This window comes from Kitasatospora sp. NPDC001261 (genome assembly GCF_042896795.1).
Taxonomy (GTDB): Bacteria; Actinomycetota; Actinomycetes; order Streptomycetales; family Streptomycetaceae; genus Kitasatospora.
Genome location: NZ_JBIAXP010000015.1, coordinates 178,600 through 201,906, shown reverse-complemented (window position 1 = coordinate 201,906; position 23,307 = coordinate 178,600). Strand labels below are relative to the sequence as shown.

The following is a 23,307-nucleotide window of genomic DNA, read 5'->3' as shown; positions in this document are numbered from 1 at the left end:
GTGTCCGACAGTCGACGGCTACCGGCTACCGGCTACCGGTTACCGGCGCAGGGCCCGGCGCAGGCGGGTGAGCGGGCCCGGCGGTCGTACGGGGGCCGGGTGGAGCCACTGCTCCAGGGCCCGGCGGTGGTCGGCGGCGAGCGGGCCGCCGTCGGTGAGCACCCACTGCGCGAAGGCCCGGGCGTCGGCCCGGTAGCCGCCGGTCTGCGGGTGGGAGCGGGCGTAGTCGAGGAAGAGCGGCCCGTACCCCGCCCCGAGCGTACGGGGCAGGTCGGGGGCCACCTTGGCGGTGGTGTCCCGCCGCTTGGCGGCCAGGCCGGTGGACTGGGCGCGGACCTGGCGTTCGTCGAAGCCGGGCGGGACGGGGCCGTCGGCCACCAGGGCGGCCAGCAGTTCCTCCTGGCGCCGGGCCAGGCGCCGCCGGGCGGCGGCGAGGTCCTGGTCGGCGGTGTCCCGCGCGGTCCCGGTCAGGTCGGTCATCGCCGGGTGCTCCCCTCCAGCACCCGGCGGATGGCGTCCAGTTCACCGGCCAGCTCGCTGGGCGGCGGGAAGTTGGCGTCCCGCTCCAGCAGGACCCCGGGCGGGGCGGTCCGCGCGCACAGCTCGGCCAGCACCTCCAGCACCGGTTCGGTGACGGGGTGGGCGTGGGTGTCGTGCCAGACGCCGTCGACCAGGGTGCCGCCCGCGACGTGGACGTAGGCGAGCGCCTCCAGCGGCAGGCGGTCGAGCTCGGCGGCCGGGTCGATGCCGAGGTTGACCCGGTTGGTGTGCAGGTTGGCGACGTCGATCAGCAGCCGGACGCCGGTGCGCTCGACCAGCTCGGCGAGGAACTGGCCCTCGGTGAACTCGTCGTCCGGCCAGGCGAGCTGGGCGGCGATGTTCTCCAGGGCGAGCGGTACCGGCAGCTGGTCCTGGGCGATCCGGACGTTCTCGGCGATCACCCGCAGCGAGTCCCGGGTGCGCGGGACGGGCAGCAGGTGGCCGGCCTCCAGGCCGCCGGCCCGGACGAACGCCAGGTGCTCGGTGACCAGCGGGGAGCCGAGCGCCAGCGCGGCCTCGGCGAGCCGGGCGAGGCGGGCGGGGTCGGGCAGGTCGGCGCCGCCGAGGCCGAGGCCGACGCCGTGCGGGACGACGGTGACGCCGCGTCCGCGCAGGACGGTCAGGGAGTCGGGCAGGTGGTCGGCGCAGATGTTCTCGGCGACCACCTCGACCCAGTCCAGGCCGGGCTGGCGCTCGACCATGGTGTCGATCTCGCCGCGCCAGCCGAGGCCGACGCCCAGGCGGGGCGCGGCGTCCCGGGAGGCGGTGTCCCGGGGCGCGGTCGCCAGCGGTGCGGCGTCCTGGGGCGCGGTGTCCCGGGGTGCGGTGGCCAGGGCAGGGGAAGTCATCGGTTCGCCCCCTTCGGAGGGCCGGGTGGGAGGGCCGTCGACCGGTGCGGCGTCGTCGCCGGACCCGTGTGGCCGTGTTGCTGAGGATGTCCCCGGGTGGGGTGGCTGCCAAGCCTCACCCGGTCTTCTCAGAGCATTATTTGAGCATGTCGTTCCGGTCGTGAGGGACTTGGGTCCCGAGCCCGGGCCGTCCCCCGCAGGTGGGGGTGCCCTCCGGCGGATAAATCGGAGGCGCCGGGCGGGTGGGCGCGACTAGCGTGGGAATCCATGACTTCTTCGAATTCCTCCCCCCTGACGATCCGGGACTTCCGTCCCGAGGACGCCGAGGCCGTGGCCGCGGCCCACCGGGCCGGGCGCGAGCACCTGGTGCTCTCCGCCGAGACCCTGCTCTGGCTGAACGGCCGGCCGAGCCCCGAGGAGCACTTCCGCACCTTCGTCGCCGAGCTGGACGGCCGGGTGGTCGGCGCGGTGCGCTGCGGAGTGGTGCTCGGGACGTCCGTCGCGGGTGTCGGCTACGCCAACGGCAGTGTGCTGCCCGGGTTCCGGCGGCGCGGCGCGGCCACCGCGCTGCTGGCCGCGGCCGAACGGCACCTGGTCGGGCACGGGGTGACGGAACTGCACACCTGGATGGACGACGAGCCCGCCTCGGTGGCCTTCGCCACCGCCCGGGGGTACCGGCTCGGGCGCACCATGCAGTTCGCCGGACGGGACCTGGCGCTGCCGCTGCCGCCGGCGCCCGTACTGCCGCCCGGCGTCGAGCTGCGCCCGGCCGCGGACTGGGCGGCCGACCCGCACCCGGTGTTCCTGGTCGAGGCGGACGCCATCCTGGACGAGCCCGGCAGCGAGGTGCCGATGGACGCCCTGGAGTACGAGGACTGGCTGCGCGACGACTGGAACCGGCCGGACCGGGACCTGGCCCTGAGCGTCGTCGCCGTGGTGGACGGCCGGCCGGCCGCGTTCAGCATGGTGCAGACCGACGGGGTGGACCGCTACTGGTCCGCGTTCACCGCCTGCCACCGGGAGTTCCGCGGCCGCGGGCTGACCAAGTCGGCCAAGCTGGAGTCCCTGCGGCTCGCCGCCGCGGCGGGCCTCCGGCACGCGTACACCAGCAACGACACGACCAACGGGCCGATGCTGGCGATCAACGCCTGGCTGGGTTACGAGCGCTGCGCGGCGGAGCGCAAGGGGATCAAGCGGCTGGGGCGGCCGTCGGAGCAGGGGGCCTGACGCCGCCGGGCCGCGTCCCCGGACGCGGCCCGCGCCCGCACCTGTGGCCGTGCCCGTTTCGCCCCCGGTTTCGCAGTGGCGGGGGCCGGGCCACTTCGGCCAGATGTGGTCCAGACCACGTGGGACGAATCGGGACAGCCCGGGCTGCTTCGGGCGCGAAGTGGCTTGAACTGTAATGGTTTTGCTCCACTCCTGTCACGACCTGGGCATAATCGCGCACATGACGATCAGCCGTGCGAACGTGAGCGCGATTGCCGAGGACCTGTACGTGTGGCTCCCGCCGAAGCGGGGGTGGGGCCTGGCCAACTGTGGCCTGCTGGCCTCGGAGACCACCGCGCTCTGGATCGACACGCCGTACGACCCCTCGATGGCCGGGGAGTTCCTCGCCGCGAGCCGGCGGCTGCTGCCGGCCGGGGTCGGGGTCGACCGGGTGGTCGTCACCCACGCCAACGGGGACCACCTGTGGGGCGCCGGGGTGCTGCCGGACGCCGAGGTGATCGCCACCCGCGAGGCGCTGGAGCACATCCACTGGGAGCCCACCCCGCAGCAGCAGCACGCGCTGGTCACCAACAGCGACCCGGACTCGCCGCTCGGCGGCTACCTGAAGGAGCACTTCGGGCAGTTCGACTGGTCCGGCACCGAGCCGGTGCGCCCCGACACCGTCTTCACCGGCGAGCTGGAACTGACCGTCGGCCGCTACCCGGTGCGGATCACCAGCCTGCCCGCCGCCCACACCGGCGGCGACCTGCTGGTCCACCTCCCGCACCAGCGCGCGGTGTTCACCGGCGACGTGATCTTCTCCTCGACGCCCGAGCAGCCCGGCGACCACCCCTCGCACTGGGCCGGACCGCTGGAGAACGTCATCGGCGCCTGCGAGCAGGCCCTGGCCACCGGCGCGGAGATCTTCGTCCCCGGCCACGGCCCGGTGCTCGACCGCGACGGCGTTCGCGAGCACATCGGCTACCTCGCCTACGTCCGCGAGCGCGCCCACGCCCTGCACGCCGCCGGGATACCCGCGCTGGACGCCGCCCGGCGGGTGATAGCCGAGCAGCGCCACCCCGAACTCGGCCTGCCCGAGCGGCTGGTGATCACCGTCGCTGCCGAGTACCGGCACCTGGACGGCTCGGCGGCCCCGGGCGCCCTGGAGGCCCTGGGCCAGGTCGCCCTGGTGGCCCGGGAACTGGCCGAGGACGAGGCCCGCACCCAGCGCCCGCGCACCGCCAGGCCCTGACCCCGCCAGGGCCCGGCACCGCCCGATCCTGATCCCGTCCGGCCCCGTCGCCCGGTCGTCCCGGCCGCACCACCCGGTCCACCCCGCAAGCACCCCCGAGGACTTCGATGACGCAGATCGCGCTGATCGTCCTGGCGCTGGTCGCCGCCGCGGCCGCGGCCGTGCTCGCCCGCGGCCGGGCCGTCGCCGTCACCCGGGCGACGGCCGCCGAGACCGCGCTCGGCCGGGGCGAGGAGCGCGCCCGGACCGCCGAGGGCCGGCTCGCCCGCGCGGAGCAGCAGCAGCGCGACGCGCAGGAGGCCGCCCGGCGCTCCGCCGAGGAGGCCCGGCGGGCTGAGGAGCGCACCCGGGCCGCCGAGGACAGCGTCCGCGAGGCGCAGGAGGCGGCCCGGCAGGCGCAGGACACCGTCCGGGACGCCATGCAGCAGGGCTCCGCCGCGACCGCCCGGGCCGAGCAGGCCGAGCGCGCGCTCGCCGAGGCCGAGGCGCGCGGCACCGCGCTGCTCGCCGAGATCGGCCACCTCGCCCAGGAGCGGGTCGCCGCCACCGCCGTACGGCTCACCCACGGCAACGCCCCGCTGGTCGGCCCGCTGGACCCGCAGGCCGTCGGCCCGGAGGCGGTCCGGGCGCTGCAGGGCGTCCTGGACGCCGCCCAGGCCGCCCTCGCCGACGAGCGCGAGCGGGTGGACGCCGCCGCCCGCGCCGCCATGCGCGGCGCCACCTCCCGGATCCAGACCCTGCTGTACCAGATCCAGAGCCTGGTCCAGCAGCTCCAGCACGAGAACGACGACCCCCGGCTGCTGGAGGTCGACTTCCGTAACGAGGTCGCGCTGCGCCGGATCCAGACCATCGCGGTGCTCTGCGAGGCCTGGCCGGGACTGGCCCGCACCGACTCGCCGCTCGCCGAGGTGGTCGTCGGCGCGCTCTCCCGGGTGCCCGGCTACGCCCGGATCAAGGTCGCCAACCACCTGCGCGAGCAGCGCCTCGCCGTGGTCGCCCGGGCCGCCGAGCCGATCGCCGTCACCATCGCCGAGCTGCTCGCCAACGCCACCGCCTGCTCCCACCCGGAGACCGACGTCCCGGTCACCGTCCAGCAGGGCGGCCGCGGCGCGCTGGTGATCATCGACGACAGCGGCATCGGCATGGACGAGGACCAGCTGCGCCGCGCCCGCCGGCTGCTGGCCGGCCCGCCCGACATGCTGCTCACCGAGCTCGGCAACCCGCCCAAGACCGGCTTCGCGGTGATCGGCAAGCTGGCCCGCCAGTACGGCTTCTCCTGTCACATCGAGCCCTCGCCGTACGGCGGCATGCGGACCATCCTGCGCATCCCGGCCGCGCTGGTGACCGTCGTGGACGACGAGCAGCCGCTGTCGGTGCTCACCCCGCTGCCGCTGCGGGCCGGCTCCGGCCCGGCCCCGGCGCCCACCGTCGCGGCCGTCCCGCCGATGCGCGACGCGGACGAGCAGGACGGCCCGCGGCTCGCCGACCGCCACAACCAGCCGGGCCCGCACCCGGCCCCGGCCATCCGCGTGGTGCCCGACCCGGTCGCGGACGGCCCGGCGGGGGAGGGCCAGGCGGGTGCGTCCGTCCCGGCCGAGCCCGGCCCGGACGCCCCCGCGACGGACACCCCCGCGACGGACGCGTCCGCGGCCGACGACGGCACCGGCCTGCCCACCCGGCGCCGCCGCCGTCCGCTGGCCGCCGAGCAGCCCGCCGCCGTACGGCCGGCCGCCGCGAAGCCCGCCCCCGCCCGCGCGGCCGCGCGCACCCCCGAGCAGGCCGCCGCCCACTGGCAGGCGCTGCAGCAGGGCACCGACTCCGGCCGGGCCGCCGTGGCCCGGGCCGAGCGCGAGGAGGCCGCCGGGGCCGCCCCCGGCCGGACCGCCCCCGGAAACAGCGACAGCACCACCGGTACGACCGGCACCACCCCCGGCGACACCACCGCCGACCGCGACCCCGGTGACCCGAGCACCGGTCCGACCTCAGAAGGAGCCGAGCAGTGAGCAGCACGCCCAGCCCGACCGCCACCGACGAGATCTCGTGGGTGCTGACCCCGCTGCTGGAGCTCCCGGGGGTGCTGCACGCCGTCATCGCCACCGGGGACGGCCTGGTCGAGGGCGCCTCGGACGGCCTGGAGCGCGCCTCGGCCGAGCGGGTCGCCGCGATGACCGCCACCGTGCACGCCGCCGCCCGGGCCTTCACCGCCGCGTTCACCGACGTCGAGCGGCCCCGGCTGGCCCAGACCGTGGTGGAGTCCGACCTCGGCTACGCCGTCGTGGTGCCCGCCGGGGAGAACACCTCGCTCGCCGTCTTCACCTCGCCGGACGCCCAACTCGGCAACGTCGCCTACCAGATGCAGCTGCAGGTCGCCGCCCTCGGTCGCGCGCTCGCGAGCCCGACCCGGCGGCAGGACGACGACGTCCGGTCATGACCGCCGTCCCCCGCAGGCGGATGGTCCCCGCCTACCTGGCCACCGGCGGCCGCAGCCGCCCCGGCACCAAGGGCTTCGAGCGGCTGACCGTGCTGTTCGCCGACCGCGCGGACCCGCCGGAGGCGCTCGACCCCGAACACCGCCGGCTCTGGGAACTGCTGCGCCCCGGCGCGCTGACCGTGGTGGAGGCCGCCGCGCACCTGAGCCTGCCGGTCAGCGCCACCGTCTTCCTCGCGGCCGACCTGGTCGAGGCGGGCTGCCTGCACGCCCGCGCGCCGATCCCGCGCGCCCAGCAGACCGACCGCTCCATCGTCGAGAGGCTCCTCGTTGGACTCCGTGCGCTCCGGTGACCCGGCCGCCCGGCCGGAACCGGAAGACCAGAGCCGGGTGGGCTACCTGCCCGACCAGGACCAGACGCTGATGAAACTGGTGGTGGCCGGCCCGTTTGGCGTCGGCAAGACCACCCTCATCCGGACCCTCTCCGAGATCGCCACCCTGCACACCGAGGAGGCGATGACCGAGACCGGCCGCCCGGTGGACGACCTGGCGGGCGTACCCGGGAAGTCCACCACCACCGTCGCCGTCGACTTCGGCCGGCTCACCCTGCCCGGCAACGTGGTGCTCTACATGTTCGGCACCCCCGGCCAGCGCCGCTTCTTCCCGCTCTGGCAGGACATCGCCCGCGGCGCGGTGGGCGCCCTGGTGCTCGCCGACACCCGCCGGCTGGCCGACTCCTTCGAGATCATGGACATGGTCGAGGAGCAGGGTCTGCCGTACGCCGTCGCCGTCAACCGCTTCCCGGACGCGCCGGACCACCCGGTCGAGGTGCTGCGCACCCACCTGGACCTGCACGCCGCCACCCCGCTGCTGCTCTGCGACGCGCGCGAGCGCGACAGCAGCCTGGACGCGCTGATCGCGCTGGCCGAGCACGTCCTGGAGGCCCTGCCCGCCGCCCCCGCCGGCCCGGACCCCGCCGGCCCGGACCCCGTCACCTCGGACCCCGCCACCCCGGAGCAGCCGTGACCGTCGAGTCCCGCCCGACCCCGATCCACGGCCCGGTCTTCGCCGCCGACCCCCAGCTGGTCTACGAGCGGCTGCGGCGGCACGGCGCGGTCGCCCCGGTGGAGATCGCGCCCGGCGTCGAGGCCCTGCTGGTCACCGACTACCAGGCCGCGCTGGACCTGCTGCGCGACACCGACACCTTCTCCAAGGACTCCCGGGCCTGGCAGCGGACCGTCCCGCCGGACTCCCCGCTGCTGCCGGTGCTCGGCTACCGCCCGACCGCGCTGTTCAGCGACGGCGAGACCCACGCGCGCTACCGGGCGGTGATCACCGACGCCCTCGCGCTGTTCGAGCCGCATCGGCTCCAGCGCCAGGTCGCCGAGACCGCGCACCGGCTGATCGACCGCTTCGCCGCCGTCGGGCACGCCGACCTGATCGCCGAGTACGCCCGCCGGCTGCCCGCCTTCGCGCTCACCACCTGGTTCGGCGTGCCGCAGGAGCAGCGCGAGGAGGTGGTGGACGCGATCACCGGGCTGATCGAGTCCACCGCCCGGGCCGGCGCCTCGTACGGGAAGCTCCTGGCGGTGGTCACCGCGATGGTCGCCGAGCGCCGCGAGCGCCCCCGGCACGACCTCACCTCGATGTACGTCACCCACCCGGTCGGGCTGGACGACGACGAGGTGATCCGGCAGATCACCCTGACCCTGATCGCCGGGCACGAGCCGACCACCAACCTGATCGGCAACGCCCTGCTGCGCCTGCTCACCGACGCCCGCTACGCCGGCTCCCTGTTCGGCGGGGCGATGACCGCCCACCAGGCGATCGACGAGGTGCTCTGGCACGAGCCGCCGATGGCCAACCTCTCGGCCCACTACCCGCGGTACGACATCACCTTCCACGGCCGCGAGATCAAGGCGGGCACGCTGGTGCTGGTCTCGTACGCGGCCGCCAACTCCCAGGCCGCGCCGCCCACCGACGGCGGCGGGCTGCGCAGCGGCGAGAGCGCCCACCTGGCCTGGGCGGCCGGTCCGCACGCCTGCCCGGCCCGGGACCCGGCCCTGCTGATCGCGATCACCGCCATCGAGCAGCTGGGCAGCCGCCTCAGCGACCTCGAACTGTCCACCCCCGCCGAGGACCTGCTCTGGCGCCCGGGCCCGTTCCACCGGGCCCTGACGCACCTCCCGGTCCGCTTCGCACCGGTCGAGGGGTAGGCCCGGACGGGCCTGGACGGGCCTGGACGGGCCTGGACGGGCCCGGACGGCGCGGAGGCCCGGACACCGTACGTGTCCGGGCCTCCGCGCGCGGGTCCGGCCCTACTCGGCCGGCTTCAGCGTCAGCGAGACGCTGTTGATGCAGTACCGCTGGTCCGTCGGCGTGCCGTAGCCCTCGCCCTCGAAGACGTGCCCGAGGTGCCCGCCGCAGCGGGCGCAGCGCACCTCGACCCGGCGCATGCCGAGCGAGGTGTCCTCGATGTACTGGACCCGGTCCCCGGCCAGCGGCGCGTAGTAGGACGGCCAGCCGCAGTGGCTGTCGAACTTGGTCTCGGAGCTGAACAGTTCGGCCCCGCAGGCCCGGCAGCCGTAGACGCCGACGGTCTTGGAGTCGGTGTACTCACCGGTGAACGGCCGCTCGGTGCCCGCCTCGCGGAGCACGTGGTACTCCTCGGGGCTGAGCTGGGCGCGCCACTCGGCCTCGGTCTTCTCGATCTCGTAGCTCATCACGGGCTCCCGGTCGCGGTGGACGTCGGACGGACGTATGTCAGACGTTGGAAGCAACGTTCGCGAGGTGCCGCAGGATTTCCGGGCCGAGGTTGGTGACGTCACCGGCGCCCATGGTGAGCAGCAGGTCGCCCGGGCGGGCGAGGCCGGCCAGCAGGGCGGGGGCGGCGGCGAAGGAGTGCTCCGCGGTGACCTCGGCGCCGGCCCGGCGGGCCGCGTCGATGATCAGCTCGCTGGTCACGCCGGGGATCGGGTCCTCGCGGGCCGGGTAGATGTCCAGCACCACCGAGGCGTCGGCCAGCGCCAAGGCCTGGCCCATCTCCTCGGAGAGCTGCTGGGTGCGGCTGAACAGGTGCGGCTGGAAGACCACCAGCACCCGGCCCCCGCCGGTCAGGCCCTCGCGGATGGCCTCCAGGTCGGCGGTCATCTCGGTGGGGTGGTGGGCGTAGGAGTCGATCACCTGGACCCCGCCGGCCTCGCCCTTGAGCTGGAGGCGGCGGCGCACGCCGGTGTAGGCGCCGAGCGCCTTGGCCAGGTCGGCGGCCGGGACGCCCAGCGCGACGCCGGCGGCCAGCGCGGACACCGCGTTGTGGGCGTAGTGGCGGCCGGGCACCGAGACGGTGAAGCTCAGCTCGGCGCCGTCCAGCAGGACGGTGACCTCGCTGGTCATGCCGTGGGCGACCACCGAGAGCACCCGCAGGTCGGCGTCCTCGGCGGAGCCGACCGTCACCACGTTCAGGCCCTCGCGGCCGGCCACCCGGGAGGTGAGCTCGCGGGCGCCGTCGTGGTCGGCCGAGACCACCAGGGTGCCGCCGGGGACGATCCGGCCGACGAAGGTCTCGAAGGACTCGTAGATCTCCTCGATCGACGCGTAGTTGGCGTGGTGGTCCAGCTCCACGTTGAGCACGATCGCCACCTCGGGCGCGTACTTGTGGAAGCTGCGGTCGCTCTCGTCCGCCTCGGCGACGAAGATCTCGCCGGTGCCGTGGTGGGCGTTGGAGCCGGGCGCGTCGAGGTCGCCGCCGATCGCGTAGGACGGGTCCAGGCCCAGCTCGCCGAGGGCGACGGCGAGCATGCTGGTGGTGGTGGTCTTGCCGTGGGTGCCGGCCACCGCCAGCGCCCGGCGCCCGCCCATCAGCGCCGCCAGCGCGTCGGAGCGGTGCACCACCGGGATGCCGCGCTCGTGGGCGGCCACCAGCTCCGGGTTGTCGGCCCGGATCGCGCTGGAGACGACCACGCTGCTGGTGCCGTCCGGCACGTGCTCGGCGGCGTGGCCGACGTGCACGGTGGCGCCGAGGGCGCGCAGCGCGAGGACGGTCTCGGACTCCTTGGAGTCGCTGCCCGAGACGCTGGCCCCGCGCACGGCGAGGATCTTCGCCAGGCCGGACATCCCGGCGCCGCCGATGCCGATGAAGTGCGGGGCGTGCAGGTCGTGCGCGGCGTCGTTCAAGGCGTGGCTCCGTAGGGGCGGGGGCAGACAGGGCGGGCGGACGGGTCGGGAAGACGGAATCGTCCTCGCGGGCGGACCGCAAGGACGATTCTGCACCACCGGCGTGCCGGGCCGGTCGGGTCAGGAGTCGCTGGCGAAGAGCCTGAGCACGGGGACGCCCACCTTGTGCCGGGCCTGGGAGGCCCAGTCGCGGTGGAAGAACTCCTCCACGAAGTGCGGTGAGGTGAGCACCACGACCTCGTCCGCCCGCTGCTCCCCGACGACCGCGCGCAGCCGCTCCAGCGGCTTCTCCCCGACCAGCTCGCCGACCGCCTCGGCCCCGGCCGAGCGCAGGTGGCGCAGGCTGTGCTCCAGCGACTCGCCGGCCACGGTCGGACCGCTCTCGGACTCGTCGTGCTCGTGCACCACCTTGTCGAGGTGGCCGAGGGCGACGTCGTCGAGCGCCCGCAGCAGTTCGTCCTGCCGGCCGCGCGGCTGCATCAGGACGACGAAGGACACCTTCTCCTCGCCGTGGAGCGTGGTGACGAGCTCCACGTCCGCGTCGGAGAGAGCCTTTTCGATCATCAGTACCGTCTTGAACACGTGAGTCCCTTCCAGTGGCCGGCCCCCGGGCCCCGGCATCCCATAACGGGATCACGATCAGGGGGTCACGGGGTTGTCCGAACCGGGGTGACGCAGGTAGCGGGTGAAGAGGAATCCTTTCTGCTCGATCAATGAGACCAGCCGCATCCGCTGCACGTCCGGCATTCGGGCATCGTGCAGGATGCGCGGCGCGTCGCCGCCGGTGAGCAGCGGAGCCAGCGACAGGCACAGCTCGTCCAGCAGGCCGGCCGCCGCCAGCTGCCCCAGCAGGCGCGGGCCGCCCTCGGTCAGCAGCCTGGTCCAGCCCCGTTCGGCCAGGGCCGCCACGCCCGCCCGCAGGTCCACCGAACCGGTGCCGGCGAGCACCAGGTCGGCCACCCCGGCGACCGCCCGGCGGCGCTCCGCGGGGGCGTCCTCGGTGGTGACGACCACCGTCCTGACCAGCGGCTCGGTGAACAGCGGCGCGGTCAGGTCCAGCTCCAGCGAGCGGCTCACCACGGCGATCGCCGGGGCGGGCGCCTGCCCCGCCGCCGCCCGGGCCGCCGCGAACTCCTTGCGGGCCCGGGCCGGCCGGTAGCCCTCGGCACGGACCGTCTCCGCGCCCACCACTACCACGTCCGACAGCGCCCGCAGCACCCCGAAGATCCGCTTGTCGGCATCGCCGGAGAGGCCCTCGGACAGCCCGTCCAGCTTGGCCCCGCCGTCCAGGCCGGACACCATGTTGGCGCGCAGCCAGGGGCGCCCCTGATTCACCTGTTCGGGGTACGCGTAGACGGCGGCGAGCGATTCCAGTGCGGCCGGATCGGCGAGCCGCCCGCCCAGCGGGCTGATCAACTGTTGCATGTCCCCAGTCTTCCACCGCGGGCCGTGGGCCGTTCGGGGCCGCGGGTCGTTCGGACGGCGTACGGGGCAGGCGTACCCTCTACTGATGTGCCCGCAGCCTCCCACTCCGCAACCGCGACCGAGCCGATAGCAGCCGCACACGCCTCCGGCTCCCCGATCGCGCTCACCGACCGCCGACCCGTCGTGCCCGCCGAGCGGCTGGTCGCCGAGATGGTCCCGCCGCCCCGGTTCGCCGACGTGAGCTTCGGGACGTACATTCCGGACCCGACCCAGCCGAGCCAGTACGAGGCCGTCCAGGTCCTGGAGCAGTTCGCGGCGACCCTCGGCGGAGGAAACGGTTCCGCGCCCAAGCGCAGCTGGTTCCGCCGCTCCGCCCCCGCACCCACCGGCCCGGCCGGGGTCTACCTCGACGGCGGCTACGGCGTCGGCAAGACCCACCTGCTCGCCTCGCTCTGGCACGCCGCCCCCGGCCCCAAGGCCTTCGGCACCTTCGTCGAGCTGACCAACCTGGTCGGCGCCCTCGGCTTCCAGCAGGCCGTGCGGACCCTCTCCGGGCACACGCTGCTCTGCATCGACGAGTTCGAGCTCGACGACCCGGGCGACACCGTGCTGGTCTCCACCCTGCTCGGCCGGCTGGTCGACAACGGCGTGAAGCTGTGCGCCACCTCGAACACCCTGCCGGAGAAGCTCGGCGAGGGCCGCTTCGCCGCCGCCGACTTCCTGCGCGAGATCCAGGGCCTGTCCGCGCACTTCCGCCCGATGCGGATCGACGGCCAGGACTACCGCCACCGCGGCCTGCCGGACGCCCCGCCGCCGTACACCGACGAGGCCGTCACGGCCGCCGCGGCCCGCACCCCCGGCGCCTCGCTGGACGACTTCGACGCCCTGCTCGCCCACCTCTCCGCCGTCCACCCCAGCCGCTACGGCGCGCTGCTGGACGACGTCGCCGCGGTCTGCCTGCGCGGCGTCCGCCAGATCGACGACCAGTCCACCGCGCTGCGCCTGGTCGTGCTGGCCGACCGGATGTACGACCGCGAGCTGCCGATCACCGCCTCCGGCCTCCCCTTCGACCAGGTCTTCCCGGAGGAGATGCTGCGCGGCGGCTACCGCAAGAAGTACCTGCGCGCCATCTCCCGCCTGGTCGCCCTCGCCCGGGACAGCGCCAAGGCCTGACCCGTGACCCTCCCCCTCGCCCGGCAGTTGTTCCCACTGCCGAGCGAGGGGGAGAGGCATGACCGGTGACGAGTCCAGGGCGGGCTACGGGATCGAGATCGAGCCCGAGGTGCGGGTGTGGCTCCAGAACTGCCCGACCGTCGAGTACCGGGCGGCCGAACGCGCCGCCGACCGCCTCGCCGAGGACGGCGAGGCGCTGTCGTTTCCGTTGGCGAGCCACCTGGGCGGCCCGCTGCGCGAGTTGCGGATCGGGTCCATGCGCATCACGTACTGGCTCGCGCCGGGGCGGAGGGCTGTGCTGCTGACGGTCTTCCGCAAGACTGGGAACCGCGAGACCGATCAGGTCGAACGGGCGCGCCGCGCGCAGAAGGTCTGCGAGGCGGAGCACGGGCCCGCCGCCGATCACGAGATCTACGACCGGGAGGAGCAGCGATGAGCAGCGGCTACCACACCCGTTGGACCGTGCCGGCGGAGCACCGGGAGAGCGAGGAGTACCGCGCGGCCGGGCGGCGGATGGCGCTGGCCGAGGCCGTGTACGCCCGACGCTCCGCGCTCGGGTGGACACTCGCCGAGCTCGCCGAGCGGGCCGGGCTGGACGAGGAGACCGTCGAGGGCATCGAGGAGAGCGGGGTCGATCCGACCCTTCCGCTGATCGAGCGACTCGCCGCCGCCTTCGACTCCGTCGTGCGGATCGATCCCGCCCGGGAGCCGGCCATGAGCTTCGAGGCCCACGCGGCCTGATCGAACCGGCCTCGCTTGTCGGTGGTGGGTCGTACCGTTGAGTGGTGCGTCCCATCACGAGTATTGAGCGGTCCGTGGCGCCTTTCGAGGTCGTCAGCCCCTTCCAGCCGAACGGCGACCAGCCGGCGGCGATCGCCGAGCTGGAACGGCGGATCAGGGGAGGGGAGAAGGACGTCGTGCTGCTCGGTGCCACCGGCACCGGCAAGTCGGCCACCACGGCCTGGATGATCGAGAAGCTGCAGCGGCCCACCCTGGTGATGGCGCCGAACAAGACGCTGGCCGCGCAGCTGGCGAACGAGTTCCGCGAGCTGCTGCCGAACAACGCGGTCGAGTACTTCGTCTCGTACTACGACTACTACCAGCCCGAGGCGTACGTCCCGCAGACGGACACCTACATCGAGAAGGACTCCTCGATCAACGAGGAGGTCGAGCGGCTGCGCCACTCGGCGACCAACTCGCTGCTCACCCGCCGGGACGTGGTGGTGGTGGCCTCGGTCTCCTGCATCTACGGCCTCGGCACCCCGCAGGAGTACGTGGACCGGATGGTGCGGCTCAAGGTCGGCGAGGAGATCGACCGGGACGAGCTGCTGCGCCGCTTCGTCGACATCCAGTACGCCCGCAACGACGTGGCCTTCACCCGCGGCACCTTCCGGGTCCGCGGCGACACCATCGAGATCTTCCCGGTCTACGAGGAGCTCGCCGTCCGGATCGAGATGTTCGGCGACGAGATCGAGGCGCTGTACACCCTGCACCCGCTCACCGGCGAGATCATCAGCCAGGACGACTCGGTCCACGTCTTCCCCGCCTCGCACTACGTGGCCGGCCCCGAGCGGATGGAGCGCGCGGTCAACGGCATCGAGGCGGAGCTGGCGCTGACGCTCGCGAAGCTGGAGAAGCAGGGCAAGCTGCTGGAGGCCCAGCGGCTGCGGATGCGCACCACCTACGACATCGAGATGCTGCGCCAGATCGGCACCTGCTCGGGCGTCGAGAACTACTCGATGCACTTCGACGGCCGCGAGCCCGGCTCCCCGCCGAACACCCTGCTCGACTACTTCCCGGAGGACTTCCTCCTGGTCATCGACGAGTCGCACGTCACCGTCCCGCAGATCGGCGCGATGTACGAGGGCGACGCCTCGCGCAAGCGCACCCTGGTCGAGCACGGCTTCCGGCTGCCCTCCGCGATGGACAACCGCCCGCTGAAGTGGGAGGAGTTCCTGGAGCGGACGGACCAGACGGTCTACCTGTCGGCGACGCCCGGCCCGTACGAGCTGTCGCGCGGGGACGGCCAGGTCGAGCAGATCATCCGCCCGACCGGCCTGATCGACCCCGAGGTGATCGTCAAGCCGACCGAGGGCCAGATCGACGACCTGGTGCACGAGGTCCGCAAGCGGGTCGAGCGGGACGAGCGCGTCCTGGTCACCACGCTGACCAAGAAGATGGCCGAGGACCTCACCGACTACATGCTCGGCCTGGACATCCGGGTCCGGTACCTGCACAGCGACGTGGACACCCTGCGCCGGGTGGAGCTGCTGCGCGAGCTGCGGGCGGGCCGGTACGACGTGCTGGTCGGCATCAACCTGCTGCGCGAGGGCCTGGACCTGCCCGAGGTGTCGCTGGTGGCGATCCTGGACGCGGACAAGGAGGGCTTCCTGCGCTCCGGCACCTCGCTGATCCAGACGATCGGCCGCGCGGCCCGCAACGTCTCCGGCCAGGTCCACATGTACGCGGACAAGATCACCCCCGCGATGGAGAAGGCCATCGACGAGACCAACCGCCGCCGGGCCGTGCAGCAGGCCTACAACAAGGAGCACGGGATCGACCCGCAGCCGCTGCGCAAGAAGATCGGCGACATCCTGGACACCCTCGCCCGCGAGGACGTGGACACCGACGAGCTGCTCTCCACCGGCTACCGGAACCAGGGCAAGGGCAAGGCCCCGGTCCCGGCGCTGGGGGCGGAGCGCAAGCCGGCCAAGTCCCTGCCGGCCGCCGAACTGGCGGACCTGATCCAGGAGATGACCGACCGGATGCACACGGCCGCCGCCGACCTCCAGTTCGAGGTCGCGGCCCGGCTGCGCGACGAGGTCAAGGAGCTGAAGAGGGAACTGCGGCAGATGCGCGAGGCCGGAGTGGCGTAGCCGCACCCGCCGGGGCGCACCCGCGGGGCGCACCCGTACGGCGCCGGGCCTGGCCGGAATGACACCGGTCAAGTCCGCGGGTGTCTCAGCCTTGCCACAAACGGGCAGACCCGGGGGAGCCCGGGGTGCCGCAGGCCCTAGGCTGGCCTGCGGCATCGTGCCCTCGGGACGGGGTTTGCGGGCCGTACGCAGAGGGGGCCTCAGCCGGGGGACGGCGACGGGGTGTTCCACCGTGGAGCCGCTCGGCTGTGACCGCGCGGCCGGCAGAGAGGACAACGTCGTGTCGGTGAACCTGGCCAAGGGGCAGCGGGTCAGCCTCCAGAAGGGGCAGGGCGGCGCCCTGACCGTGGTCCGGATGGGCCTCGGCTGGCAGGCCGCCCCCAAGCGCGGGCTGTTCGGCAGCCGCACCCGGAAGATCGACCTGGACGCCTCGGCGCTGCTGTACGCCGAGCGGACCCCGTCCGACGTGGTGTTCTTCTCACACCTGGAGAGCAACGACGGCTCCGTGCGGCACACCGGCGACAACCTGGAGGGCGGCTCCGGGGCCGAGGACGACGAGGCGATCCTGGTCGACCTGGTGCACGTGCCCGTGAACATCACCCAGGTGGTGTTCACGGTGAGCTCGTACACCGGGCAGACCTTCGCCGAGGTGCAGCGGGCGCACTGCCGGCTGGTGGACGAGGCCACCGGGCTGGAGCTGGCCCGCTACGAGCTGGCGGGCGGCGGGCCGCACACCGGGCAGATCATGGCCAAGGTGGTCCGGGACGGCGACGGCGGCTGGGAGATGCAGGCGATCGGCGCGCCGGCGAAGGGGCGGACCTTCCAGGACCTGCTGCCGGCGATCGAGCCGTTCCTGTAGCCGGCCGCGTAGCCGTTCCAGTAGCCCGCTCCGCGCGGTTCTTTACCTTCTTTACCTTCCCTTGGGATTGCTGTTACTCTCGTTGGCAGCGGAGGGGAGTATTCCTCGACAGCCGACCCCGTCATCACGGGTGCCCGTCGTGGCACCCCGGGGCGCTGGCCCGACGGGCGGAAGAGACCTCCGGCAGTGACGATGACTGTCTCGCCTACCTGCCGGAGGAGCAGTAGTGGACGTTTCCGTAACCATGTGGGTTTCCACGATCCTGGTGCTGATCGCACTGGTCGTGGCGGACTTCTTCATCGGAGGGCGCAAGCCGCACGAGGTCTCGATCAAGGAGGCCGGGATCTGGACGGCCGTCTGGGTCGCCCTGGCGGTGCTCTTCGGCGGCTTCCTCTGGTGGCACTCCGGTGGGGAGCCGGCGGGCGAGTTCTTCGCCGGCTACATCACCGAGAAGTCGCTCAGTGTCGACAACCTCTTCGTGTTCATCCTGATCATGGGCAAGTTCGCGGTGCCCAGGATCTACCAGCAGCGCGTGCTGATGTTCGGTGTGATCATCGCGCTGGTGCTCCGGGCGGTGTTCATCGCCGGCGGCGCCGCGCTGGTCGCCGAGTTCTCCTGGGTGTTCTTCATCTTCGGCGCCTTCCTGATCTGGACGGCCTGGAAGCTGATCAAGGAGGCCCGCGCCGAGGACGAGGGCGACGAGGAGTTCGAGGAGAACCGCGTCCTCAAGTCGATCACCCGCCGCTTCCCGGCCACCGAGGACTACCGCGGCACCAAGCTGTTCGTCCGGGAGAACGGCCGCCGGCTGATCACCCCGATGCTGGTCGTCATGCTGGCGATCGGCACCACCGACGTGCTGTTCGCGCTGGACTCGATCCCGGCGATCTTCGGCCTGACCCAGGACCCGTACATCGTCTTCACCGCCAACGCCTTCGCCCTGATGGGGCTGCGCCAGCTGTACTTCCTGATCGGCGGCCTGCTGAAGAAGCTGGTCCACCTGTCGTACGGCCTGTCGGTGATCCTCGGCTTCATCGGCGTGAAGCTGGTGCTGCACGCCGCGCACGAGGCGGGCGCGACCTGGGCCCCGGAGATCGGCATCCCGTTCTCGCTGGGCTTCATCGTGGTCGTCCTGGCGGTCACCACCTTCACCAGCCTGCGGGCCGCGAAGAAGGCCGAGTCCGCCGAGCACGAGAAGCTCGACGCCTGACGCCTGACGCCTGACGCCTGACGTTCCTGCGCCGCACGGCGCCGGGCACCGCCGAGGCCCCCGCGACCGGAAACGGTCACGGGGGCCTCGGCCGTGCGGCGGGGGAGGGGCTACCAGCCGCGCTCGCGCCACTCGTCGAGGTGCGGGCGCTCGGCGCCGACGGTGGTGTCGGAGCCGTGGCCGGGGTAGACCCAGGCCTCGTCGGGGAGGGCGTCGAAGATCTTCTCGGTGACGTCCCGGTAGAGGGTCCGGAAGGCCTCCGGGTCGCCCCAGGTGTTGCCGACGCCGCCCGGGAAGAGGCAGTCGCCGGTGAAGACGTGCTGGTGGCCCTGCGGGTCGTCGTAGACGAGCACGATGGCGCCCGGGGTGTGGCCGGCCAGGTGCCGGACGGTGAGCTCCACCTCGCCGACCCGGAGCGTGTCGCCGTCCGCGAGCAGCAGCTCGGTGGGGACGTCGATGCCCTCGGCGTCGTGCTCGCCGGCGGCCGTCCGGGCACCGGTGGTGGCGACCACCTCGGCCAGCGCGCCCCAGTGGTCGTGGTGGCGGTGGGTGGTGACCACCGTTTCGAGGTCGTCCCCGACGGTCTCCAGCAGCACCGGCGCGTCGGCGGCCGCGTCGATCAGGAGCTGTTCGTCGGTGGCCCGGCAGCGCAGCAGGTAGGCGTTGTTGTCGTACGGGCCGACGGCCACCTTGGTGATGATCAGGTGGGCCAGTTCCCGCACGTCCGGCGGTCCGCCGACCTTGACCGCTCCGTGGTACGTCATCCGTCTGCTCCTCGTCGTGTGGATCTCCCTGGCATCATCCTCGCGCCGTCAGCCCATGGGGGGAAGCGGGGGCAGGGCGGTGTCGGGGGTGCGGTGCAGGGCGTCGCCGGCGGAGCGGCCGGAGAGCCAGGCGGTGAGGGCGCGGACGGGGCCCCGGACGGTGAGGGCGGGCTCGCCGGTGCCGATGACGGCGCGGTCGTCGGTGTCGTCGGCGACCAGCTCGACGGCCGGCAGGCCGGCCTCCCCGGCCAGGCCGGCGGCGAGCTTGCGGAACTGGGCGACGGCGAAGTCCTCCGGCCAGTCCGCCGGGGTGTGGCCGGCGGCCAGGTCGACGTGGTGGTACTCCAGCTCCAGCAGGCGCTTGTGCGGGATCTGGTGGGCCGGGAAGACGTAGCCGAAGCGGTGCTTGACGGACGCCGCCCAGGCGTCGTCGGTCAGCTGCGCGGCGGCGGCCAGGAAGCGCTCGTGGGACGCGCGCAGGTCGGCGAGGTGGGCGTCGAGCGGGCGGGGCGCGTCGCGCTCGATGTCCTGGTCGCGGGCCTCGTGGCTGGCGTACTGCGGGACGTCGGTGCCGGTGCGGGCGCCGGTCAGCAGGTTGACCAGGGAGTCGGCGTTGCGGGCGAGGTGGGCCAGCACGTGGCCCTTCGTCCAGCCGGGGAGGGCGGAGGGCTCGGCGACGGCGTCGGGCTTCAGCCCGGCGACGGTGCGCAGCAGGCGCCCGGTGCTCTCCTCGACCTGGCCGAGCCAGGAGTCGGCGGCGGACCTCGGGTCGGTCATCGAATCTGCCTTCCGTGCGGAACGGGGCGTTGCCCGGAGCGGGCTTCGCTCGTTGACCAGGTGACGCTACCGCCGAATCCGGGCCCTGAGCAGGGGGTTTTCGGGTACGCGCACCGTGCGGGTACGGACGGCCCGGGGGGTGGCCTCACTCGTTCGGGTGGTCCCGGCTGGACAAGGTCGATATTCGAACGTCTGAGCTATAGGCTGGCTGCCGCATCCTGGAAGAAGCAGCACATCCCAACGCAAGCCCTCTCGCCCCGGAGAAAGGCGCCAGAAGCAGTGGCCGACCGCCTCATCGTCCGCGGTGCTCGCGAGCACAACCTCAAGAACGTCTCGCTCGACCTGCCCCGCGACTCCCTCATCGTCTTCACGGGCCTCTCCGGCTCCGGCAAGTCCTCGCTCGCCTTCGACACGATCTTCGCCGAGGGCCAGCGCCGCTACGTCGAGTCGCTGTCCTCCTACGCCCGTCAGTTCCTCGGGCAGATGGACAAGCCCGACGTGGACTTCATCGAGGGCCTCTCCCCGGCCGTCTCGATCGACCAGAAGTCCACCAACCGCAACCCCCGTTCGACCGTCGGCACCATCACCGAGGTCTACGACTACCTGCGCCTGCTGTTCGCCCGGATCGGCAAGCCGCACTGTCCGCACTGCGGCCGCCCGATCGCCAAGCAGTCGCCGCAGGCGATCGTGGACAAGGTGCTGGAGCTCGCCGAGGGCACCCGGTTCCAGGTGCTCAGCCCGGTGGTGCGCGAGCGCAAGGGCGAGTTCGTCGACCTCTTCGCCGACCTCCAGTCCAAGGGCTACTCCCGCGCCCGGGTCGACGGGGGGACGATCCAACTCGCCGAGCCGCCGAAGCTCAAGAAGCAGGAGAAGCACACCATCGAGGTGGTCATCGACCGCCTGACCGTGAAGGACAGCGCCAAGCGGCGGCTCACCGACTCGGTGGAGACGGCCCTGCGGCTGTCCGGCGGCATGGTCGTGCTCGACTTCGTCGACCTCCCCGAGGACGACCCGGAGCGCGAGCGGATGTACTCCGAGCACCTCTACTGTCCGTACGACGACGTGTCGTTCGAGGAGCTGGAGCCGCGCTCGTTCTCCTTCAACTCGCCGTTCGGCGCCTGCCCGGACTGCTCGGGCCTGGGCAACCGGATGGAGGTCGACCCGGAGCTGGTGGTGCCCGACGTCGAGCGCTCGCTGGACGAGGGCGCGATCCACCCCTGGTCGGCCGGGCACGCCAAGGAGTACTTCCAGCGCCTGATCGACGCGCTGGCCGGGGAGCTCGGCTTCCGCACCGACATCCCCTGGGCCGGGCTGCCCGCCCGCGCGAAGAAGGCGCTGCTGTACGGGCACAAGCACCAGGTGGAGGTCCGCTACCGCAACCGCTTCGGCCGCGAGCGCTCGTACAGCACCGGTTTCGAGGGCGCGATCCCGTTCATCCAGCGCCGGCACACCGAGGCGGAGAGCGACAGCAGCCGCGAGCGCTTCGAGGGCTACATGCGCGAGGTGCCCTGCCCGACGTGCCAGGGCACCCGGCTCAAGCCGGTGGTCCTCGCGGTCACCGTCGAGGGCAGGTCGATCGCCGACGTCTCCTCGATGTCGATCAGCGACTGCTCCGAGTTCCTCGGCGCGATGCGGCTCAACGCCCGGGACAAGCAGATCGCCGAGCGGGTCCTCAAGGAGGTCAACGAGCGGCTGCGCTTCCTGGTCGACGTCGGCCTGGACTACCTCTCGCTCGACCGCGCGGCCGGCACCCTGTCCGGCGGCGAGGCCCAGCGCATCCGGCTGGCCACCCAGATCGGCTCCGGCCTGGTCGGCGTGCTGTACGTGCTGGACGAGCCGTCCATCGGCCTGCACCAGCGGGACAACCACCGGCTGATCGAGACGCTGGTGCGGCTGCGCGACATCGGCAACACCCTGATCGTCGTCGAGCACGACGAGGACACCATCAAGACGGCGGACTGGGTGGTCGACATCGGCCCGGGCGCGGGCGAGCACGGCGGCAAGGTGGTGCACTCCGGTTCGCTGAAGCAGCTGCTCACCAACAAGGAGTCGCTGACCGGCCAGTACCTCTCCGGCAAGCGGTCCATCCCGATCCCGGCCACCCGCCGCGAGCGGGACAAGAAGCGCCAGCTGACGGTCCACGGCGCCCGCGAGCACAACCTCAAGGACGTCACGGTCGGCTTCCCGCTCGGCACCTTCACCGCGATCACCGGCGTCTCCGGCTCCGGCAAGTCGACGCTGGTCAACGACATCCTGTACACCCACCTCGCCCGGGAGCTGAACGGCGCCCGCAGCGTGCCCGGCCGGCACACCCGGATCACCGGCACCGACCAGGTGGACAAGGTGGTGCACGTCGACCAGTCGCCGATCGGCCGCACCCCGCGCTCCAACCCGGCCACCTACACCGGGGTGTTCGACCACGTCCGCCGGCTCTTCGCGGAGACGCAGGAGGCCAAGGTCCGCGGCTACCTGCCCGGCCGGTTCTCCTTCAACGTCAAGGGCGGCCGCTGCGAGAACTGCTCGGGCGACGGCACCATCAAGATCGAGATGAACTTCCTGCCGGACGTCTACGTGCCGTGCGAGGTCTGCCACGGCGCCCGGTACAACCGGGAGACGCTGGAGGTCCACTACAAGGGCAAGTCCATCGCCGAGGTGCTGGACATGCCGATCGAGGAGGCGCTGGGCTTCTTCGAGGCCGTCCCGGCGATCGCCCGGCACCTGCGGACGCTCAACGACGTCGGCCTCGGCTACGTCCGGCTCGGCCAGTCGGCGCCGACGCTCTCCGGCGGCGAGGCACAGCGCGTCAAGCTCGCCTCGGAGCTCCAGAAGCGCTCCACCGGGCGGACGGTCTACGTGCTGGACGAGCCCACCACCGGCCTGCACTTCGAGGACATCAGCAAGCTGATCAAGGTGCTCAGCGGGCTGGTGGAGAAGGGCAACACGGTGATCGTCATCGAGCACAACCTCGATGTGATCAAGACCGCCGACTGGATCGTCGACATGGGCCCCGAGGGCGGCTCCGGCGGCGGCACGGTGGTCGCCGAGGGCACCCCGGAGCAGATCGCCGCCGTCCCGGAGAGCCACACCGGCAAGTTCCTGCGGGACATCCTGCCGGCCGGTTTCGCGGACGCCCCGGCCGCCGCCCCGGCGAAGAAGGCGCCGCGCAAGCGCGCGGCCGCCGCGAAGAAGTAGCCCCGTCCGCCTACCCCGCCGCACCCGGGGACTCCCGGGAGCGGCGGGGTGGGCGCGACATAGACTTCCGTGGTCCCCGCAACAGCCGTACCCGTAGGAGCGCACCGATGTCCGAGGCCCCCGAGTCCAGCCCCACCGCCTCCCGCCGCACCGTGCTCTGCGGGGCCGCGGCCGTCCTGGCGGCCGGCGGCACCGTGGCGGTCACCGGGTGCAGCTCCTCGTCCTCCGGTGGCAGCGCCCCCAAGGGCCCGGTCGACCTCGGCCCGGCCTCGGCCGTGCCGGAGGGCGGCGGCAAGGTCTTCCGCGAGCAGAAGATCGTGGTGACCCAGCCCACCGCCGGCCAGTACAAGGCGTTCAACGCCCGGTGCACCCATGCCGGCTGCCTCGTGGACCAGGTCAAGAACAACCAGATCCAGTGCCCCTGCCACGGCAGCCGGTTCGCCGTCACCGACGGCGCCGTGCAGGACGGACCGGCCTCCTCCCCGCTGCCCGCCTACACCGTCACGGTCGAGGCCGGCAACCTCAAGGTGACCCCGAGCTGACCGAGTTGAGCGCCTCCCGACCGCCACGGTCCCCCCTGACGATCT

The 23,307-nt window shown here is 73.1% G+C and carries 21 protein-coding genes and 1 pseudogene; 15 read left to right on the top strand and 7 right to left on the bottom strand.

The features are described 5' to 3' along the window. Positions 1 to 39 precede the first annotated feature (39 nt). A pseudogene (locus ACFY4B_RS21785) lies at positions 40 to 1,241 on the bottom strand (DUF692 domain-containing protein). A 414-nt stretch (positions 1,242 to 1,655) separates the two neighbouring features. Between ACFY4B_RS21785 and ACFY4B_RS21780 the strand changes: the two are divergent. The 7 genes from ACFY4B_RS21780 (at position 1,656) to ACFY4B_RS21750 (ending at position 8,490) form a co-directional block, all read left to right on the top strand. Further along, positions 1,656 to 2,615, top strand: coding sequence for a GNAT family N-acetyltransferase (locus ACFY4B_RS21780; RefSeq protein ID WP_387969941.1), 960 nt, complete (start codon positions 1,656 to 1,658; stop codon positions 2,613 to 2,615). A 220-nt stretch (positions 2,616 to 2,835) separates the two neighbouring features. Continuing rightward, positions 2,836 to 3,846: an MBL fold metallo-hydrolase gene (locus ACFY4B_RS21775; protein WP_387969938.1), complete on the top strand. Its 1,011-nt coding sequence runs from the start codon at positions 2,836 to 2,838 to the stop codon at positions 3,844 to 3,846. Between the two features lie 107 nt (positions 3,847 to 3,953). Beyond that, the gene (locus ACFY4B_RS21770; protein WP_387969935.1) at positions 3,954 to 5,849 is read left to right on the top strand and encodes an ATP-binding protein; all 1,896 of its coding nucleotides are present in this window, start codon (positions 3,954 to 3,956) and stop codon (positions 5,847 to 5,849) included. Continuing rightward, positions 5,846 to 6,277: a roadblock/LC7 domain-containing protein gene (locus ACFY4B_RS21765; RefSeq protein ID WP_049649591.1), complete on the top strand. Its 432-nt coding sequence runs from the start codon at positions 5,846 to 5,848 to the stop codon at positions 6,275 to 6,277. The genes ACFY4B_RS21770 and ACFY4B_RS21765 overlap by 4 nt, the downstream gene beginning before the upstream one ends. Next, positions 6,274 to 6,627 (top strand): DUF742 domain-containing protein, encoded by a 354-nt coding sequence (locus ACFY4B_RS21760; protein WP_049649592.1) that lies wholly within the window; start codon positions 6,274 to 6,276, stop codon positions 6,625 to 6,627. The genes ACFY4B_RS21765 and ACFY4B_RS21760 overlap by 4 nt, the downstream gene beginning before the upstream one ends. 70 nt (positions 6,628 to 6,697) lie before the next feature. Then, positions 6,698 to 7,300 carry an ATP/GTP-binding protein gene (locus ACFY4B_RS21755; RefSeq protein ID WP_079272039.1) on the top strand — a complete coding sequence of 201 codons (603 nt, stop codon included), beginning with the start codon at positions 6,698 to 6,700 and terminating at the stop codon, positions 7,298 to 7,300. Further along, positions 7,297 to 8,490: a cytochrome P450 gene (locus ACFY4B_RS21750; RefSeq protein ID WP_049649594.1), complete on the top strand. Its 1,194-nt coding sequence runs from the start codon at positions 7,297 to 7,299 to the stop codon at positions 8,488 to 8,490. The genes ACFY4B_RS21755 and ACFY4B_RS21750 overlap by 4 nt, the downstream gene beginning before the upstream one ends. Before the next feature lie 102 nt (positions 8,491 to 8,592). Here the strand turns inward: ACFY4B_RS21750 and msrB are convergent, their stop codons facing one another. The 4 genes from msrB to ACFY4B_RS21730 form a co-directional block, all read right to left on the bottom strand. Further along, a complete protein-coding gene (gene msrB / locus ACFY4B_RS21745) occupies positions 8,593 to 8,997 on the bottom strand; it encodes a peptide-methionine (R)-S-oxide reductase MsrB (protein WP_049649595.1) in 405 nt (134 codons plus the stop codon). 40 nt (positions 8,998 to 9,037) lie between these two features. Continuing rightward, a complete protein-coding gene (murC, locus tag ACFY4B_RS21740) occupies positions 9,038 to 10,447 on the bottom strand; it encodes a UDP-N-acetylmuramate--L-alanine ligase (RefSeq protein ID WP_074001683.1) in 1,410 nt (469 codons plus the stop codon). Positions 10,448 to 10,567: 120 nt separating this feature from the next. Further along, the gene (locus tag ACFY4B_RS21735; RefSeq protein ID WP_107086353.1) at positions 10,568 to 11,029 is read right to left on the bottom strand and encodes an indole-3-glycerol phosphate synthase; all 462 of its coding nucleotides are present in this window, start codon (positions 11,027 to 11,029) and stop codon (positions 10,568 to 10,570) included. Between the two features lie 57 nt (positions 11,030 to 11,086). Then, the gene (locus ACFY4B_RS21730; protein ID WP_074001682.1) at positions 11,087 to 11,872 is read right to left on the bottom strand and encodes a pyrimidine reductase family protein; all 786 of its coding nucleotides are present in this window, start codon (positions 11,870 to 11,872) and stop codon (positions 11,087 to 11,089) included. Between the two features lie 126 nt (positions 11,873 to 11,998). Here ACFY4B_RS21730 and zapE point away from each other — a divergent pair, with 126 nt between their 5' ends. The 6 genes from zapE to ACFY4B_RS21700 all read left to right on the top strand — a co-directional run bounded on the left by zapE (position 11,999) and on the right by ACFY4B_RS21700 (position 17,987). Next, positions 11,999 to 13,045, top strand: coding sequence for a cell division protein ZapE (zapE, locus tag ACFY4B_RS21725; protein WP_241852830.1), 1,047 nt, complete (start codon positions 11,999 to 12,001; stop codon positions 13,043 to 13,045). Positions 13,046 to 13,103: 58 nt separating this feature from the next. Next, positions 13,104 to 13,481 (top strand): type II toxin-antitoxin system RelE/ParE family toxin, encoded by a 378-nt coding sequence (locus ACFY4B_RS21720; protein WP_049649600.1) that lies wholly within the window; start codon positions 13,104 to 13,106, stop codon positions 13,479 to 13,481. Further along, positions 13,478 to 13,786 carry a helix-turn-helix transcriptional regulator gene (locus tag ACFY4B_RS21715; RefSeq protein ID WP_359817162.1) on the top strand — a complete coding sequence of 103 codons (309 nt, stop codon included), beginning with the start codon at positions 13,478 to 13,480 and terminating at the stop codon, positions 13,784 to 13,786. The genes ACFY4B_RS21720 and ACFY4B_RS21715 overlap by 4 nt, the downstream gene beginning before the upstream one ends. A gap of 44 nt (positions 13,787 to 13,830) precedes the next feature. Beyond that, positions 13,831 to 15,921, top strand: a complete 2,091-nt coding sequence (uvrB, locus tag ACFY4B_RS21710) for an excinuclease ABC subunit UvrB (protein WP_049649602.1) — start codon at positions 13,831 to 13,833, stop codon at positions 15,919 to 15,921. A gap of 280 nt (positions 15,922 to 16,201) precedes the next feature. Further along, positions 16,202 to 16,780 carry a TerD family protein gene (locus ACFY4B_RS21705; protein WP_049649603.1) on the top strand — a complete coding sequence of 193 codons (579 nt, stop codon included), beginning with the start codon at positions 16,202 to 16,204 and terminating at the stop codon, positions 16,778 to 16,780. A gap of 226 nt (positions 16,781 to 17,006) precedes the next feature. After that, positions 17,007 to 17,987, top strand: a complete 981-nt coding sequence (locus ACFY4B_RS21700; RefSeq protein ID WP_049649604.1) for a TerC family protein — start codon at positions 17,007 to 17,009, stop codon at positions 17,985 to 17,987. A gap of 110 nt (positions 17,988 to 18,097) precedes the next feature. Here the strand turns inward: ACFY4B_RS21700 and ACFY4B_RS21695 are convergent, their stop codons facing one another. Continuing rightward, positions 18,098 to 18,751 (bottom strand): MBL fold metallo-hydrolase, encoded by a 654-nt coding sequence (locus ACFY4B_RS21695; RefSeq protein ID WP_387969928.1) that lies wholly within the window; start codon positions 18,749 to 18,751, stop codon positions 18,098 to 18,100. A 48-nt stretch (positions 18,752 to 18,799) separates the two neighbouring features. Continuing rightward, positions 18,800 to 19,528: a maleylpyruvate isomerase family mycothiol-dependent enzyme gene (locus tag ACFY4B_RS21690; RefSeq protein WP_117489947.1), complete on the bottom strand. Its 729-nt coding sequence runs from the start codon at positions 19,526 to 19,528 to the stop codon at positions 18,800 to 18,802. Between the two features lie 279 nt (positions 19,529 to 19,807). On the opposite strand from ACFY4B_RS21690, the gene uvrA reads away from it, so the two are divergent. Together uvrA and ACFY4B_RS21680 are read left to right on the top strand one after the other, a co-directional pair. Then, positions 19,808 to 22,720: an excinuclease ABC subunit UvrA gene (uvrA, locus tag ACFY4B_RS21685; RefSeq protein WP_049649607.1), complete on the top strand. Its 2,913-nt coding sequence runs from the start codon at positions 19,808 to 19,810 to the stop codon at positions 22,718 to 22,720. A gap of 107 nt (positions 22,721 to 22,827) precedes the next feature. Beyond that, complete coding sequence (locus ACFY4B_RS21680) at positions 22,828 to 23,262, top strand: Rieske (2Fe-2S) protein (RefSeq protein ID WP_387969925.1); 435 nt, start codon at positions 22,828 to 22,830, stop codon at positions 23,260 to 23,262. Positions 23,263 to 23,307 lie beyond the last annotated feature (45 nt).